We start from the raw sequence: 16,581 nt of genomic DNA, 5'->3' as shown, positions 1-16,581 counted from the left end.
GCACTCCGTCGTCCACGGCGAGCTAGGCCTGGAGCACGTCAGGGTCGACCTGACGGCCATCCCGTGTGATCGACACCGAGAATCTGCTGTACACCGACGTCGAGCGGGAGTATCAGCGGTCGGCGGTGGACGGCCTCGACGAGGACCGCCTCGCGCTCTTCAAACTCACCCGCGTCTGCCGCTCACAGCTGGCCCGCTGCGCCTGCTCGACGGGGACTTCCCCGACCGGGAGTTCTTGCGAGGGATCGCCGAGTATCACCTGAACGAGGCGCTGGCGCTCGCGGCGGTTTGAAGACGCGACCAGTGTGTTTGCGTCAGGTCGGATAATCTCGCAGATCGTCGACACCGTAATCCAAGACGTGCCCTCCGAAAATGACGTCGGTGCGTGGGACCGCCCGCCTTCAGTGAGAAGGATGGGTCGTCGAGACCGAACCCGCAGGATTCAGCCGGCCGTCGCGTGGTGCTTCGGCTTCGTCATCAGGGTCATCGGCGCCGTTTCTGGTCTACCCCATGGATTGATTACCGTCCCTTTTCATAGAGACCCGGGGCGTTTGCAGTGTCGACCGGACAGAGTCAGCAATTTTTCCTGTGGAGCTTCTTCACCTCGGCACCGCCCATCAAAGGGCGGCTCACATCAGGTTCATGCAGATAGGCACCTGCTCGCGCCCTTGACAAGCCGTAGGTGGCTTCGTGGTCACCTCGTGGAGAGTCCCTGGGGCAGGTCCGTCACGTCACTGGACTGTTGGTCCGGCGTCGGTCGGTAGCCGCGGATCAATCGCTTGAGATCAGTGCGGAGACGGTGGGAAGGCCCCCGCCAGTTCCGAGGGGGACTGCAGAGGCGTCGTATCGGTCAGAGCGCCGTGTGCAGATGCCGGCGAGAGGTGATGTTGAGTTTGGCGTACACCTTGCGCAGGTGCCATTCCACGGTGTGCGGGCTGAGGAACAGCTGTGCGCCGATCTCGGTGTTGGTGAGTCCCGCACGGGCCAGCTGCGCGATCTGCGCTTCCTGGGGGGTCAACGTGGCCGGGGCGGCACCAGTCCGCTGCTGAGTCACGGTCTCGCCGGCGGCCCGCAGTTCGCGGACGGAACGTTCGGCGAACGCGCCGGCGCCGAATCGAGTGAAGAGGGTGTGCGCCACACGAAGTTGCTCACGGGCATCGAAGCGGCGGTTCTGCCGTCGCAGCCACTCGCCGTACAGTAGGTGTGCTCGTGCCAGATCCGTCTTGACACGAGTACGTCCGAGTCGCTCGACAGCCTCGCGGTAGAGCTCCTCGGCAGAGCCCTCCTGGCCGAGAAGAGCCTGCGACCGTGCCTGAACACCCAAGGCCCAATCCGTGGCTGCGGCTTCGGTAGCCCGGGTCAGTCGGGCCAGTGCGGCTTCCGCTGCCTCGCGGTGACCGCTGCGTACTGCGGCCTCCACCAGTTCAGTCAGTCCCCAGTTGTATACGGCGAGATCCTGCGGGTGAGCGCTCGCCTGACGGGCGGAGTCGAATGCCTCCTCGTATCGGCCCAAACCGTTGTAGAGCACAGCTGCGGCCCGATGAGCCACGGACACGCCGGCGCCCTCACCGCGATTCATGGCGTCGTCCAGGCTGGTCCTGACAAGCGTGGCGGCCTCGCGTTCTCTTCCTTGCCAGGCGGCGAGGGCCAGCGGTCCGTAGGGTGCGAAGCTGTTGCCGCCGACGGCCTCCTGGACACTGAGACTCTCCGCGATGAGTAGTGCCGCCGCCTCCAGTTCACCGGCGTACGTGTGGACGACTTCCAGTGAGTTGAGCGCGAGTGGCAACTCTGTCAGCGCGCCGACGGTGCGGGCTGTCTGTACGTGCCGTGTCGCCAGCTCAGTCCACGCTTCGTCGTCCCACATCTCGGCAGCGAGGGCCGCGGCCAACCATGACCAGCGCAGGACCTGCTCGGGGTCGGTCTCGCGGCGGAGCGCGCTCACCGCGTCGCGCGCGCCGGCGACGGCGGAACGGTATCCACTGGTGAACCGGGTGGCCAGGGCGTCCACGAGAAGGTCGGCGTTGCGTGGCGGCTGTGTGTTGGACGGTGACGTCCTGCGCGCTGCTTCCGCCACCTCTCGCACAGTAGTCCCAACGGCGAGGCGCCCTGCGAACGTGGCTGCCGACACAGTGTCCAGAAACGTCTCGCGAGCCAGGCCGACGTCGAGCGGGACCAAGCGCTGCGCGGTGGCCAGCAGGAGGGGGAGCGCTTCGGCCCCGCGGCTGGTGGCGAAGGCGATTTGAGCGTGGGTGAGGTGCACGCGAGCGCGACCGACCTCGTCCAGGACTCCGTTCTCGGCGAGGGCCAGCAGATCACGCGCCGCGGCTGGTGCACCGGCGCGAAGCTTCGCTTGAGCTGCGGCGAGGGCACGCGTCGCTTTGCGCTGTGGCTGCGGAGTCAATACAGCCGCGTGAGCGAGAAACGCCGCTGCCGCGGCGGTGCCGCCGCGCGCCAGCGCCCGCATGGCGGATGACTCCAGCTCGGCGGCGATCTCCTCGTGGGGCCGGACCGTTGATCGCGCCAGGTGCCATGCACGGCGGTCGGGATCGTGGACGCGGTCGGTCACTTCTGCCAGCACATGGTGGATCTCTCGCAGCTCCGTAAGTCCGGCCGACCGGTAGATTGCCGAGCGCAGAAGCGGATGCCTGAAACGCACCAGAGCGCCGATGTCGAGCAGCCCCGCAGCCACTGCCGGGCCTGCCGCTTCAGGATCGATGTCCAACAGCGCCGCTGCGCGTCTGAGGAGGGTCACGTCGCCGATCGGTTCGGCGGCGGCTGCCAGCAGCAGCCGCTGCGTCGGGAGCGGTAGCGAGCTGACCCGCTCGAGGTAGCTCTGCTCGATGCGGCCGGTCACCGGTCCCGGGTCCGGGAGGCCGAATCCGTCAGTGGGTTCCGTCTCTTCCCGGCTGTGCGGAAGTTCCAGAAGTGCGAGGGGGTTGCCGCGGGCTTCTGCGAGGATTCGGTCGCGGACTCGTTCGTCCAACGGACCACCGGCCTCCGAAGCCAGAAGCGCGAGCGCGTCGCTGTTGTCGAGGCCGTCAATCGTCAGTTCAGGCAGTCCGGCGAACTCGTCACGTGCCTGCAGTTCACGGGTGGCGAAAACCAGTGCCAGGGGTTCAGCGAGCATCCGCCGTGCCACGAAGGCCAGCGTCTGTGCGGATACCCGGTCGAGCCACTGCGCGTTGTCCACCAAGCAGAACAGCGGCTTTTCGGCGGCCACTTCGGTCAGCAGTCCGAGCACGGCGAGACCGACCAGGAACCGGTCCGGTGGTTGGCCCGCGCTGACCCCGAACGCCGTGGTCAGCGCTTCTCTCTGCGGTTGCGGAAGGGAGGCGGTGCGATCGAGGAATGGTGCGCACAACTGGTGCAGGCCTGCGAACGGGAGTTCCATCTCCGACTCCGCACCCACACCGCGTGCGACGCGGTACCCCGCGACGTGCTGGCCCAGATGATCGAGCAGAGCGGACTTACCTATTCCGGCCTCACCGCGCAGAATAAGCGCTGAGCTCTGTCCGGCCTCGACTTTCGACGCCAACTCTTCAAGCGCATTGCACTCGCGGCTCCGACCGCGCAGTTGCTTGCGAATCTGTCCGCTCATCTTGGCCCCCGCACGGTGGGAGCATAACAACACCGCGGCCAACTGAGTCCGCAACGACGATGCGGGGAGTCGGCCAGCGCCCTCCGAGCCTCTGCAGCAGTGCGGCCACATTTCTCGCTCGTGCTACGCGAGTGCTGTCCTGCTCGGGTTTCTGGGGGTAGGCATCGTCCCCTTCGAGGGTGCCGTGAGACGGTGGGCAGCGGTTCCGGGACGTACAGGAAGTTCCTGCACTGGTCAGGGTGTCGAACTGCTCAACCCCGGATCGTCGGCCGGCGGATGTGCTGCCGACCGCTACGCAGGGGATGTCCTACCGTTCAGCGGCCAACGGCGGCTGACACCCACATGGAAAAGCACACCCGCGCCCAGGGCGTTCACGCAGACGTGGGACACCCATCCCTCGGCACTCGAGGTTGCCCAGGTGAGCGTGCCCGCATAGGTGATCAGCGCGCCGAAGAGCCCTGCACCCACAACCACCGAGGCAAAGAGAGTCATCGCCCGCTCCCACGTTGCGGACATCCGTGAGCGGAAAACTCCCTCGAAGAGCATGGCCACGAGCAGCCCGGCTGAGCTGAAACTGGTAACGGTGGCAAGGATGGTCGGTGCTGCCACGTCGAAGAAGCCGAGCAGTGCGAAGCTGAACGCCGTGCCGGCGAACACGAGCAGATTTCCCAGAGTGATCCGAAGCCATCGTCGGCCGAGTTTGTTCAAGGGCCAGCCACGCCAAACGATGAAGAACCAAACCTGCCACGCCCCGCACAGTGCGAACACGGCACTGAGGTCCTCGTGCGAGAAGGGACCATCCTGACTGATCAGGCCGGAGCCCGCCGGTGCGCGGAATCCGTACGCCGTGTACTGCACGAGGAGAGCCAGTCCCCAGGAGAGTGCCAGCGCTGCGAACCCCGCGACCAGCCTGGGCAGTTGTTTGAACGGCCAGCCCTCGCACACGAGGGTGAGTTGCAGCATCGCGGTGAAGACCGTGAGTCCCAGCGGCATTGCGGCGGGGTACAAGGGTGCGCTACCGCGTTCCGGTGTGGGGTCGAAGAGGCCGGACAGGTCGGAATGGCCCACGATCATCTGGCCGACGGCCGCCAGGGCGACACCCGCCGCTGCAATGAGAAGCGTGTCCACAAGGGCCGACCACCCAGGGCGCAGGGTCGAACCCGGCCAGTCCTCCCACCAGAACGCGACCATGGAGAGAACCGGCAGTGCGAAGGTCATCAGTGGCGAGAGGACGACCACTGCACTCTCGGCGCCGTCCGGTCCGAAAGCGAGCAGTGCGGCCAGCGGAACGACTACCAATAGCCCGGCAAATCCAAGTCCCGGCTGGGCGGCAAGGCGTGCGCGTTCGGCGTTGAGGAAGGCCTCGGAATGCCGGAGATAGGGGGTTGTTATCGTCGGTTGGTCGGGCAGCCTCTGGAACCAGGCGCGTCTCGCGAAAGCTCCGCGCCTGGATTTAACCTTTGATTTATCCATGAAACGCACCATGAGATGTTGTTCCGGGTGTCTCTGTCGTTGAGTTTCGGCGTGCCAGAGTAAATACGCAGTCAGGAACGGACTTTGAGCCCCGGCCGGGCGGCCCGACCATAGAGACCGAGTGCCTGCACCAGGTGTGACACTGTCCTGGCGAGCGGCCAGTCTTGCTGTTGCTCCTTGGAGTTCGCCCCTCCCGTCGCGGTGTCACAATCAAGTGCTCTGGCTGGTCCTTGTGTGAGGATGGCCAAGTGAACGCCGTCTCGCCGAGCGGACCACGGCTGCGCGCTGCTTCGACGGAGCGGATGCAGCCGGAGACGGCCGACGCAGCGAAGATGCTGTGCCTGGGCGGGAAAATGGCATGAACAAGGCCTCCTTGACCGCTGTCTGCGGGCACATTGAAGGGCGGTTTGAGTGCGTGTGGAGGCAGGTCCCATTTGGGCACTCCGTCCGGAGAGCTGCCGTGCGGTTGGCCGACACGTCGGAGGGACGGCATCGGCAGGCACGATCGCTCCCTGAACAATTTCTGAAAGCACTGCCCGGCGGCCTCGACTGCTCGGGTGGTTATTAGTGCTGTCCATCGCGTTGTTTCCGTTGAAGTGCATAAAGACGCCTGAAGCACGGGCTACGAGAGGAAGAGGGAACCGTAGTGATCGTTCCTGTGGAGAAGGAAGTGCGCATTGCGCTCGCCCAGTTCGCGCAAGCGCGGATCGAGTACGACGTCTGTCCCACAGGTCGGACCAGCCGGGCTCTGGAGGACGCGATGTACACGCTGTGTGTCATGACCGGAGTGCGCACTACCGAGCAGGCGCTGGTTGCGGCGGACACACTGCTGCAGCAGTACAGCACCCGCCGGGGGGAAGGTAATCGTCCCGACTGGTCCGATCGCTGAAGGTCGGCCCGTCACCTGTACCACTGGGTCGGCGAGTCGAAGTTACGGCACCTCAAGGGGGCGGTGAGAGCGGGCGGATGACCACCGCGGCCGGGAGCAGTCGAGAGAGTCGGTGGACCTTGTGGCTGGCCCTGGGCGTGCTGCAGCGCGGCACCATATCCGCCGGCCGCAGCCGCCTTCCACGCACCAGATCCATGCGCGCCGGCTCGCCACCAACACCCCGGCACACCAGCGTCCGGGCACTGGCGCCCCGTAGAAGTCGGTAGGGCCCCGTAAGAATGAGAAAGGGAAGCTGTGGCAGACAGAGCGGCACTGGCAGCGTTCCTGCGAGCGCGCCGAGAGGCACTGCAGCCGGAGGACGTGGGTCTGCCCCGCGGACGTCGCCGGCGAACGGGTGGACTGCGCCGCGAGGAAGTCGCGGCACTGTGCGACATATCAGTCGACTACTACGTCCAACTCGAACAACCGCGGGGTCCTCGCCCTTCTGAACAGGTGCTTGCCGCAACAGCCCGAGGTCTGCGTCTGTCGTTGGACGAGCGAGATCATCTGTTTCGAATCGCCGGCCACACCGCACCTCGCCGGGTGCGGCACGCTGACCACATCAGTCCAGGAATAATGCGCATCCTGGACCACCTGGAAGACACCCCCGCCCAGGTGATGAACCACCTTGGCGAGACCCTCAAGCAAACACGGTCCGCGGTTGCGCTCCTGGGCGACGAGACCGCCCACATGGGCTTGGCCCGTAGCGCCCACTACCGCTGGTTCACCGACCCGGCCTCCCGGCTCGTACATCCCGAGAGCGACCACGCTGCACTGAGCCGTCTGATGGCAGCGGACCTCCATGGCGCCTACACGCACGACGGCGAAGAGTCCCGTGCCGCGAGGCTCGTCGACACACTCAATCAGGAGAGCCCCGAATTCGCCGCACTGTGGCACAAGCGCCTTGTCCTGGGGCCCCACTGTGCCTCCAAACGCTTTCTGCACTCGCAGGTCGGCGCGCTCGAGCTGCACTGCCAGACGCTCGTGGACCCAGAGCAGTCGCAGCGGCTCGTCGTCTATACAGCGGTACCGGGCACGGAGAGCCACACCAACCTGCAGCTCCTGTCTCTGCTGCCCATCGCGGAGGGAACGGCGAGTTCCATCGACTTGGCCCGCCCCTGGTGACCAGGACTACTTGCACCCTTACAGCACAGACGGGGCAGCTCGCCCCGCCCTTACGACAAGGATCATCGAGCAGTCCCCGCATCGCTCCGGCACAGGCGTTGCGCCGAGGACGAGGACGAGGAAGGCGGCCGCCACGGCCGTGGGGTGCAGGCGCCGCTGTCACAAATGTGGTGGCGGTGCTGTCTATACGGATACCAACTGAGTCCTTGCCGATGGGAAGCACAGCCCGCATCAGTGACTATGTGGTCTACCGGCTCGAAGAAGCCCTCCGGTTGACGGAGCTTTCTTCGTCGACGCGCTCTCCTGCGAGACATGCGGGTTGAAGCGTGGCAGGCCTTCAGGCAGTCACGGCTGCTCGTCGGTTCGGCAGCATGCCCCGCAGAGGATCCCAGTGGCCGGGGAAATGCCAAGACAGGCAGGCGATGAAGCGTGATCAGCAAGCACAACAACGTCCAGGTCTTCCGGATCACTGCGGCGCGGCAGGGACTCCACGAGGACATCCGTGGCCGGCAGCGACGCTACGTCATTGCCATGTCGGTGCGCACGGTGTCGGTGATCCTGGCTGCCACGCTCTGGAACGTTGAACGGCCTGTTGCGCTTGTCGCGCTGGTCCTCGGTATCGGCCTGCCCTACATCGCCGTCATCATCGCCAACGGGGGCCGCGAGAAGGCCCCGGCACCCCCGGCGTCGCTCGTCCCCGCACCGTCCCCTTTCGTGATTGCTCCGCTGCGGCACGCGGGTTCCGCGGCGTCGGCCCCCGAGGACGTGGCCACCGGGTCGGGCACGACCTGGCGACCCGAACCGCATGATGCGAACTGAGCTGCAGCCGCCGCGGCACTCGTATGTGGAAGTTTGCCTGCATCCGCTCCCGATGGGAGACGAGATTCGGGGTAGCGATGGGTGATCGGCACCGTGAGTCAGCCGGGCGCTGCGGTAGCTCCGTTGATGAGATGATCGGCTGCCGCGTCGGTACGGGTGACGTCATGGGTCACAAGGCGGTCCTGGCACAATCCGCGCAGGCCGGAAACAAGCAGCGTGGCTGCGGCTCGTGCCTGCTCCGGTGGGTGGCCCAGCCGGACGTACGCGGCGGCGATGGGCGCGATCATGACCTCAACGGTGTCGGCGGCCAACTCGCCGTACTGCTGCGGGTCCGTGACGGCCAGAGTCAACAGCTGCAAGAGCATGCGAATCGGTCCGGACTGCTCCCCGACGGTCATCGCCTCCCACAAGGTGCGGGCGGCCCGACGCAGGCCGGCGGTGTCGTGGACGTCGTCGAACATCGCACGGGCATCAGGTCTGTTGGCCATCAGTGCTTGCGCCAGCAGATTCTCGCGACTGCCGAAGTAGTACAGAAGCATGCGTTTGGTGGTGCCGATGGACTCGGCGAGCGGGCTCAGCGACATCTGCGCGAGTCCGTGATCTTGAAGGTGCGTCACCACCTCCCGCAGCAACTCGGCGCGCTTTTCGACATTGACCGGTCGAGGCATGCCCTGGACTGTACCGGTCGGTACGCATAGGGTCGCGCACTGTTGACCTTCCAGTCGGTACATCGACCAGGCGACTGCTTCAACGAGTACAAAGGGACGTGAAGGAACCTCACCCTTCACTCCTGCATCATCACTGGCCACCGCCCGGCGCGCTGCCAGTCGAACCGCGAGCGAGCCTACGATGCGGTGTCCGGTGTGCGCCGACGCGCCCACTACGACCGCGTCCGCTTCGAGTCTTCGGCCACCCGGACGAGGTCCGTATGGGGTGCCCTCTATGGCGACGAAGTCCATGTTCATGCAGACCGTCGGAGTGAGGTGTGCTGTGAACGGTGGATGGTCAACGCGGGCAGGGATCAACCAGGCTCCTCCGCGGCGCGCAAGCCCTGTCGCGTAGGCGGCCGCCCGCAGTGACGCCGCCGAGCCGGCCACGCCGGTGACGATGTGCGCGGGCCGTTCCCGACGACGCCGAACACTGATTCTGGATCACTTGTGGTGCCGTAGTCACGGAAGGCCGCCACAACCGCGATCATGAACGGCTGTGGGTGAGATGTGGGACCAACAGCACTGCCTCGGCCCAGCCACGGCGCGCGTAACCCGGAGCACCCGACCCGAGCGCCGGGCCCCAGCCATGTCCACCCGCTGACAGCCACGATCCCTCCACGGGCGACCCAGCTCAGCCGAACCGACTGAAACTGAGGAGGCTGAGTAGCCGTGCCGGAGCCGACCATTGCCTCGATGACGGCGACTGGTTCGGTTGCTGTTGTCGCGGCTGCTGGAGACGTAGACAGGTTGCCATTCGCCGAGGGTCTCGGCGGGCGGGCCAGCGGCATCTGTGAGCCGAGCCGACCTGCTGAAGGTGGCGAACACTCTGCGCCAGTGTTTCGGCTCTCGGCGCCGGTGGGCCTAGGCACGTTTTGACTGTACCGATCGGTACGCGTAAGCTCCGCGAAGCGTAGATGTTCCGATCGGTACAGTAATGAATGTGTGCAATGACGGCAGTCAGGCGCGAGGAACGGAGAAGGTGTCATGGGAGCTGGCTCCACCACCGGGGACCGTAAAGCAGGGTGCTCGAATGAATGAACCCCCGCTCAGTTTGCGAAGGCCCTGCGACAAGCCCGCAACATTGCCCGTCCTCGCCACCATGGCGAAGCCCCTTCACGTAACGCCGGTACACATACATTCGGGGGACCGCACGGGACTGGTCAGCCGCCACGAGCAGCGAGGCCAGAGCAGCACCCCACGTCCGTTCAGCAATGAGTCCTGCGAGCACGGCATTCATCGACGTGTTCCGGGTGGGAATCTGTGAGACACCGGATGAAGCTCTCCCAGCAGGCTCACGTGGCCAGGACTTTGGCCGAAGCCTTGTGGTTCCCCACAACCCTCTTCCTTGGCCTGCTCTTCTGCTTGGCCCCAGCTTTGCACGCGCCTCAGCCCCACAACGCGAAAGTCGTAGTTGCTCACAGCGCACCCCACTCCGCGGGCGAGGCACTTCTGCAGCGACAGCACCCCGGCGGATTCGTCATCAGTGCCGTGGCCGGCCGCCAAGAAGCCCGCCGAGCAGTACTCGACCGCGATGCCGTGGCGGGCTATGTCCCCGGACGCGCACACGGTGTTCTCTACGTGGCCAAGGCCAACGGAGTGTCACTCGAACAGGCTCTCATCAAGGACTTCAGCACAGTTGCTGCGCATGACCGCGTCAAGCTGCAAGTCGAGGACGTAGCGCCCACTGTTGCAGAAGACCGGATGGGCACCACCCTGGTCTACTTCGGAGTTGCCTGGAGCATTCCTGGCTACATACTCGCGACTACGCTGCTGCGAGCGGTGACCTTCAACCGGCGCCGGAAACTGCTGACAATAATAGGCCTTTCCGCCCTCCTCAGCTCCGTGGGCTTCCTGGCCGGAGTGGGACTGGGCTATCTTCCCGACGACCCCTCGACCATGGTGGTCGCCTTCTTGCTCACCACAGCGGTAGCCACATTTTCCTCCGGCGTTGCGCCCTTCACCAAGCAGTTCTTCCCCGCGGTGGGCATGGGCCTGTTCATCGTGCTCAGCGTTCCCAGCAGTGGTGTGGCACCCGTCGCGATGCTACCGACGTTCTTCCAGTACCTGCACGACGTCATGCCGCTGGGGAACGCGGTGGACGCTCTGCGCGGATTCCTCTACTTCAGCGATGCCGGGGTACTCAGGCCGATCCTCGTACTCTGCGCATGGATCACGGTCGGCCTGGCTCTGTTGGGCCTTGATGCCTGGCGGCATCACCGCCAGTTTGCGCAACAGGGCCTGAACACCGAGGAGAATATCGAAGAGCCACCGGTAGAGGACCCTTCCGTGGAGACGCCCACGCCCACTGCGCTCCCAGTCCACCACCATCACCACTTTGGCGAGTCGGTGCCCATGCTTTTCGGCACCGTCCGCAACGTCCAGCAGCGACCCCTGCGCCATGCCGCAGTGACTGTCATCGACACTCGCGGCCGTCAGTTGGTTCGGACCACGACAAACGCGGAGGGAGAGTACGCCGTGACGGGACTGCCAGAGGGGTACATCAGTGTTGTGGTCTCCTCTTCCGGACAAACGCCGGTGGTGGACCAAAAGCTGCTCCAGTCCGGTGTAGCCGTGCAGGCTGACTTCGTTCTGCGCGGTCGCCCCGGCGGCACTCCATTCGGCGGCTCGTTCGACGAGGCTGACACAACGACGTGTCGTGGGTGAGTCAGGGCGGTGAGCCGTACTTACGGCAAACTCGGGTCCGCGCCACCGTCCCCACCGTATCGGTCCCGTGCTCGTCGCCGCATTCGCCAACTCCCCGATACAGGACGGATGGCCCACTGGGTGGCTTTCCACCCGGCAGGACGTCTGGCCCCGGACGGATGCCGGTCGTATCCACCCGCCCCGCTACCACTCCGACCCAACGTGTGGCCTGGACCCGCTAGGCGGGCACGAGGCGCGGCCGAAGCGCGCGAGCAAGGGCTGGTGGGCCAGTCTGGCGTGGTGCATGCTCGGGCACGCGGCGTTCGTGAGCGGCGACCCGCGCCGCGCCCAAGAGGCCATCATCGCGGCCGGCGGGGGCCGTGAACTTCCCCTGCTGCAACCGTCGATCCGCCCGGGCCAGCTGGACACCCTCACGGGCGCGGCCCTCACCGCCGGTGACGTCGACCAGGCCGGACGCTGGGCCGCGCAGGCCTCGCGCGAGGCCGACCGGCTCGGTCTCGACGGTCAGCGCGCAGGCGCCCTACGAGCCCAAGCCTCGCTGGCCGAGCACCGCGGCGACATCGACAAGGCTGTTCGTCTCCTCGAGGCGGCCGCGGAGGAATACGTCCGCTGCGGCCAGAGCCTGTGGGAGGCGTACACCCTGCTGCGCGCGGCGCCCTTGGTACAGCGCAAGGGGCAGGGCACGCGCGCCGCCGCCATGTGGCACCGCGCCCATCGGATCGCTGTAGGTGTCGGCGCACGCCTGTTCGTGGACCTTGCCGAGTTGACCCGCCCTCAGGTGATGTCCGACGCGCCCGCGCTCCCGGCGGAGCTGGCAGAACTGACGGCACGTGAGGTAGAGGTGGCCGGACAGCTGGCGGAGGGCCTGAGCAACCAGGACATCGCCGCCCGACTCCACCTCAGCCGGCGCACCGTCGAAACGCACCTGTCCTCGGTCTACCGCAAGCTGTCCGCACGTTCCCGCTCGGCTGACCCGCCTCATCACCCGCGTCGGGCTGGGAGTTGGCTCGTGAGTGGTCCGCTACGCCGTGTACCCACACGGAGCGCAGTGGAAGGCCGCGGCGCGGGCTTCCACTGCGGTCGATGGCAACGACAGCAGATCTTGATGTCGGAGGGCCCCCGCGAACGTAACGGCCGGCGTTGCTGGAGCGGCACATCGAAGTGGGGGCCGGGCCGACCGCTCCGCTTTCAACCGACCTTTCCAGTGGGACGACACCCATGACTGGTTCCTCACGGCCCGGGAGGTCATGAACAGGCCGGGGGTCGCGTAGCGGATCATCCGCATCCAGTTCCCGCCGTCCGCGCACGACGCGGCGGCGTGTCGGAGGGCGAGAGCGTGCGGGACTACCTGGAGGACGACGGACTGGCGTTTCTGGACGGCTCTTGAGGGCTGTCCCGTTACCCGGGACGGTCCGTTCATAGGTGGGCCCAGACAGGAAAATGTTGCGCTGCTGTCCGGAATCACGAGGGCGATGCCGAGCTCAACGTCGGGCCGGTGGACGAGTCCGGGGCGAGGTCGAAGTGGAGTTGGTGGCCTCGGATGTCCCTGGTGGCCAGCAGGCTGACCTCGACTGTGTAGCCGACGACATCCTCAAAGCGGCCTCCGGGTGTCAGCTGTGAATCGGAGAGCCGGAAGTGGAGGACGGTGCTGCTGCGCGGCTCCAGTGTGAGCGGGATCGCGGCGGAGACGGACGGGGAGTCCTCGGCTTCCTCCTGCATCCGGGTGGAGATCTCGCACCAACGGTCGCGGTAGTGGATCTGGAGGTCACCGCTGAAGGTGGGGACCTTCAGCGGACCGCTGATGGTGAAGGCGAGCGAGGCGCGACGGGTGGTCCGTGGAGTGGGATTGGTGATCGTGATGTCGAAGCGGGCCGGCCGCCGGCCGGGCGCGACCGCCTTGTCGAGGCGGGAGAGTCGCTCGAGGCGGGCCGGTGAGGCGACCTGGCCCGGCCAGGGGATGACGAAATCGCCCCGTGTTTTGGGGCAGCCGGCGGCGTCGACCTGGAGGGCTCCGGAGATGGTCGACGTCTTTGAGGCAGTGGAGTGATCGCAGCCGGTCAGGGCGGCGGCGAGCAGAAGCAGCGCGACGGCCGTCGTGGCAGATGCGCGTCGGCCACCCGTTGTCGATGCGAACTCGAGGGACACCTCGGCTACGTCCTTGGTCGGTGATGCATGGTCGATCGTTTTGATGAGGCCTCAGACGCCAGGTGCCGGCGGTTCGGTTCCGTCAAACAGAGACGGTGTCCTCTACTCCTTGTGGGTGTGGGGGACATGATCTTGCCGCGGTTGGTGCTGTCCCACGGTGGTGCACAGCACCTTGATGATCCAGAAGTACGCGGTGACTTCGGGCACCTTGTTCCAGCGTGACCGGCGGCCGGAGGGCACCGTGTGCGTGAAACCTGAACGCATCCTGACTGCCCGCGTGGCAACGGCTGCCCCATCCGCCTCGCCCGAGAACCATGGGCGCCGTGACCTCCGTCTTCCCCCGGTGGGTAGCCGCGCACGTCGGCGCGGTCGTCGATCGTGGCGTGAAGATGCTGGAGGGCTTCGCCGGTGTAGGCGATGCGGCGGTCGTCATCGCCGGTGGCGATGCCGTTCTCGGTCACCAGGATCGGCAGGCCGGTGGTTTCCCAGGCATGGCGGACGGCAATGCCGAGGGCGTCGGGTCGGTAGGCGGTGCCGACCCGGGTGTTGTCGGGGTGCGGCGGATGTGGGATGACGCCGTCGGCGTCCACGGACTGGGAGGAGTAGGACCGCACGCCGACGAAGTCGTCGCCGCGGGAGGCCTCCAGGTACAGGTCCTCCCAGGCGTAGCGGACCCTGGTGCAACGTCACCACCGGGGTGAGCCCGAGCGAGAACGCGGTCTCGATCATGCCGCGGTAGTGGGCGAGCTCGGCATGGGATATCTGTCCAGGCCGTGGCTCGATGCGTGCCCATTCGATACCGAAACGGTAGGCGTTCAGGCCGGAGTCGGCGAGCAGCCGCATGTCCTCGCCGTAGCGGTGGTAGCTGTCGCAGGCCTCACCGCTGGGCTGCATGCCGGGCAAAACGTCTTCCCTCGAACCCGGCCGTGCCAGCTCGTGGTCCAGAGGGGTGGGCCCGAGAGGGGAGGGGCCGTGATGAGAACGCGGGAGCCGGTCCGGATCTCGTGCGTCATGACCCGGCCACTCTCATCTGTCTCATCGCCGCGATGCGCTGCTGACCACGCTGACACCACCCGGACGCACAGCGCGTTGGGATCACCCTGTCCGCGGCCTGGGCGCCGTCGGCCATCGCTCCGGTCCTTGTCCGGATCGAGAAGCGGCTTTACTGGTCGTAGTGAGGGGGCTCCGATGCGGCCCAAGACCAAGGTCGATCTCTACGGGGCCATCGTCGACCGCCTTACCTTCGACGGCAACCTCATCCAGACCCCTCCGACTCCTACCGCCTCGCCATCACCCAAGCCGCCGGGCACAACGCCGGCAGTTGAGCTGCGACCTCTCCGTCCATGGCGGATGGAAAGAAGCTGGTGCCTGTCGGGGTCGTGCAGCCGGGTTACGAGGTCGCCTCCTGGAGGCCTGCGCGACTGTCGTCCGAAAGGCCGAACATCGGCAGACAGGGAGGCAGCCCGACGATCGACACCGGGACATGCCGGTGCATCTCCCAGCGGGCTCGCGTCAGTCTCAGCCGCCGCATAATCGCAGGTTGGCCACGGACCACATGCCGCTCGACCCCGTCGAGTTCGTAACCGTGTTTCATGGATACGGTGAACGAGGAGGCGTTGTCCTCGAAGGCTCCCGACATCGCTTCGAGTGCGTTCAGGCCGACGAAGGCCAGGTGCAGCACTGCGGCACGCATCTCGGTACCGATCCCTTGCCGCTGGAACCGTGCCCCGAGCCACGAGGCAGTGCTCACCTCCCGCAGCTTGGCAAAGTCCCGGGCCGCGATGGTCTGCAGGCCGACGACCTGGTCTTTTTCAAACACAACGAGGTTCAGGGCCCAGTTCTCAGGTGACCAGTTCCCTCTGCGCAACCAGTGGTGCTGCACCACCGAGCGCGCCCGGTCCGCTGGAGGCAAGTCGGTCCACGGCACGAGGAAGGGCATGCGGTCCGGCTCGTGGACGCCTTCTGCCGCAAGCTCGCCCAACTCGGCAAGCTCATCCTCGCTGGGCGGTCGCAACTCCAGGCGTGGGGTTCTCAGACGCAGTCCCGCCAAGGGCCAGTGGTCAATCAGCATGCATCATTGTCGAAGACGAGCGCAGCCCCGGTCATCTGATTTCCACGCTCGGGCAGACACGAGGTTCGACCTGTGAGTCACCGGCGCGGCGGGAGACGCACACCCAAGTGGTGTCTCTTCCGATGGACATTCCCGAGCGCGTTGATCAACAAGTGGTGTCAGTTCGGCGGAGGAATGTCGGCCAGTTTTGGCAGCACCAAAGCTCCGCCCGGCCTGCTCGCCTGGTGCGATGATCATCCTCGTGTCTTCGCTGCCCGCCATGGAATGAGAGGACGACAAGACGTGGATGTGTATGAAGCCGTGGACAGCCGCAGGGCTGTGCGGGCGTTCAGCGATGAGCCGATACCCAAGGAGGTGCTCGAACGAGTGCTGACCGCAGCGACGCGGGCTCCGTCGAGTGGCAACCTCCAGCCGTGGCGCGTGTATGTCGTGACCGGCGAGCCCCTGGCCGAACTGAAGAGGCGCGCGACGGCCAGGGCGCTGGCCGGTGACGCGGGTGACGAGCGGGAGTATCCGATGTACCCGGCCGGACTGGCCTCGCCGTATCTGGACCGCTTCGCCGCCGCGGCTGCCCAGCGGTACAAAGCGCTGGGCATCGAGCGCGACGCCCCCGACAGGCCCATGAAGATCGCCGCCTTGAACTCGGGGGCGTTCGGGGCGCCGGTCGTGCTGTTCTGCTACCTCGACCGGACGATGGGGCCCGGACAATGGGGGGACGCGGGGATGTATCTGCAGACAGTCATGCTGTTACTGAGGGCGGAAGGGTTGCACAGCTGCCCCCAGGTGATGTGGACCATGTATCGCAAGACCGTCAGCCAGATAGTCGGAGCCGATGACGGGCTCGTGCTGTTCTGCGGTGTCTCGGTGGGATTCGAGAAGGAAGGCATGCCACGGCTGCGCACCGGGCGGGCGGACATGACAGAGACAGTGAGCTTCCTCGGAGTGTGACCCGCTGACCGGTGATCTTCTCAACGGATGGGTCGTCAGTCCGCGCCGCTGCGCATTGCGGGCTCGGGTTTTGGCGAGGCGGAACGAGTCGGTGCCGGTG

At 66.2% G+C, this 16,581-nt stretch carries 12 protein-coding genes and 4 pseudogenes; 8 read left to right on the top strand and 8 right to left on the bottom strand.

The window, feature by feature from the left end:
- Positions 1-65 precede the first annotated feature (65 nt).
- Complete coding sequence (locus BFN33_RS55355) at positions 66-263, top strand: hypothetical protein (RefSeq protein ID WP_069757988.1); 198 nt, start codon at positions 66-68, stop codon at positions 261-263.
- A 587-nt stretch (positions 264-850) separates the two neighbouring features.
- Here the strand turns inward: BFN33_RS55355 and BFN33_RS01430 are convergent.
- On the bottom strand, positions 851-3,598 hold the full coding sequence (locus tag BFN33_RS01430) for an AAA family ATPase (protein WP_069757987.1): 2,748 nt from the start codon (positions 3,596-3,598) through the stop codon (positions 851-853).
- A gap of 291 nt (positions 3,599-3,889) precedes the next feature.
- Positions 3,890-5,083 (bottom strand): hypothetical protein, encoded by a 1,194-nt coding sequence (locus BFN33_RS01425; RefSeq protein WP_141757925.1) that lies wholly within the window; start codon positions 5,081-5,083, stop codon positions 3,890-3,892.
- 634 nt (positions 5,084-5,717) lie between these two features.
- On the opposite strand from BFN33_RS01425, the gene BFN33_RS01420 reads away from it, so the two are divergent.
- The 3 genes from BFN33_RS01420 to BFN33_RS01410 all read left to right on the top strand — a co-directional run bounded on the left by BFN33_RS01420 (position 5,718) and on the right by BFN33_RS01410 (position 7,943).
- Positions 5,718-5,960, top strand: coding sequence for a DUF5133 domain-containing protein (locus BFN33_RS01420; protein WP_069757985.1), 243 nt, complete (start codon positions 5,718-5,720; stop codon positions 5,958-5,960).
- Between the two features lie 294 nt (positions 5,961-6,254).
- Positions 6,255-7,124 carry a helix-turn-helix transcriptional regulator gene (locus BFN33_RS01415; protein WP_069757984.1) on the top strand — a complete coding sequence of 290 codons (870 nt, stop codon included), beginning with the start codon at positions 6,255-6,257 and terminating at the stop codon, positions 7,122-7,124.
- 432 nt (positions 7,125-7,556) lie between these two features.
- Entirely contained in the window at positions 7,557-7,943 is a 387-nt protein-coding gene (locus BFN33_RS01410; RefSeq protein ID WP_069758884.1) for a DUF3099 domain-containing protein, read from the top strand.
- Positions 7,944-8,041: 98 nt separating this feature from the next.
- Here the strand turns inward: BFN33_RS01410 and BFN33_RS01405 are convergent, their stop codons facing one another.
- Together BFN33_RS01405 and BFN33_RS55350 are read right to left on the bottom strand one after the other, a co-directional pair.
- A complete protein-coding gene (locus BFN33_RS01405; RefSeq protein ID WP_069757983.1) occupies positions 8,042-8,611 on the bottom strand; it encodes a TetR/AcrR family transcriptional regulator in 570 nt (189 codons plus the stop codon).
- Between the two features lie 116 nt (positions 8,612-8,727).
- A pseudogene (locus tag BFN33_RS55350) lies at positions 8,728-9,088 on the bottom strand (universal stress protein).
- 837 nt (positions 9,089-9,925) lie between these two features.
- Between BFN33_RS55350 and BFN33_RS01400 the strand changes: the two are divergent.
- From BFN33_RS01400 to BFN33_RS01395, 3 genes and pseudogenes are all read left to right on the top strand, one after another.
- Entirely contained in the window at positions 9,926-11,317 is a 1,392-nt protein-coding gene (locus BFN33_RS01400) for a carboxypeptidase regulatory-like domain-containing protein (protein WP_069757982.1), read from the top strand.
- Positions 11,318-11,384: 67 nt separating this feature from the next.
- Positions 11,385-11,432, top strand: a pseudogene (locus BFN33_RS55345) (hypothetical protein); the annotation flags it as partial.
- Between the two features lie 168 nt (positions 11,433-11,600).
- Positions 11,601-12,539 carry a helix-turn-helix transcriptional regulator gene (locus BFN33_RS01395; protein WP_069757981.1) on the top strand — a complete coding sequence of 313 codons (939 nt, stop codon included), beginning with the start codon at positions 11,601-11,603 and terminating at the stop codon, positions 12,537-12,539.
- Between the two features lie 239 nt (positions 12,540-12,778).
- Here the strand turns inward: BFN33_RS01395 and BFN33_RS01390 are convergent, their stop codons facing one another.
- The 4 genes and pseudogenes from BFN33_RS01390 to BFN33_RS01380 form a co-directional block, all read right to left on the bottom strand.
- On the bottom strand, positions 12,779-13,462 hold the full coding sequence (locus BFN33_RS01390; RefSeq protein ID WP_069757980.1) for a hypothetical protein: 684 nt from the start codon (positions 13,460-13,462) through the stop codon (positions 12,779-12,781).
- 407 nt (positions 13,463-13,869) lie between these two features.
- A pseudogene (locus tag BFN33_RS53955) lies at positions 13,870-14,052 on the bottom strand (glycoside hydrolase family 1 protein); the annotation flags it as partial.
- A gap of 148 nt (positions 14,053-14,200) precedes the next feature.
- Positions 14,201-14,305, bottom strand: a pseudogene (locus tag BFN33_RS53950) (hypothetical protein); the annotation flags it as partial.
- 547 nt (positions 14,306-14,852) lie between these two features.
- Positions 14,853-15,533: a GNAT family N-acetyltransferase gene (locus BFN33_RS01380; RefSeq protein WP_069757978.1), complete on the bottom strand. Its 681-nt coding sequence runs from the start codon at positions 15,531-15,533 to the stop codon at positions 14,853-14,855.
- A 282-nt stretch (positions 15,534-15,815) separates the two neighbouring features.
- Between BFN33_RS01380 and BFN33_RS01375 the strand changes: the two genes are divergently transcribed.
- Positions 15,816-16,481, top strand: a complete 666-nt coding sequence (locus BFN33_RS01375) for a nitroreductase (protein ID WP_069757977.1) — start codon at positions 15,816-15,818, stop codon at positions 16,479-16,481.
- Positions 16,482-16,581 lie beyond the last annotated feature (100 nt).

The sequence above is a fragment of the Streptomyces sp. LUP47B genome (assembly GCF_001746295.1).
Taxonomy (GTDB): domain Bacteria; phylum Actinomycetota; class Actinomycetes; order Streptomycetales; family Streptomycetaceae; genus Streptomyces.
The sequence above is the reverse complement of the archived record's forward strand: the minus strand, read 5'-3'. Positions and strand labels throughout refer to the sequence as shown.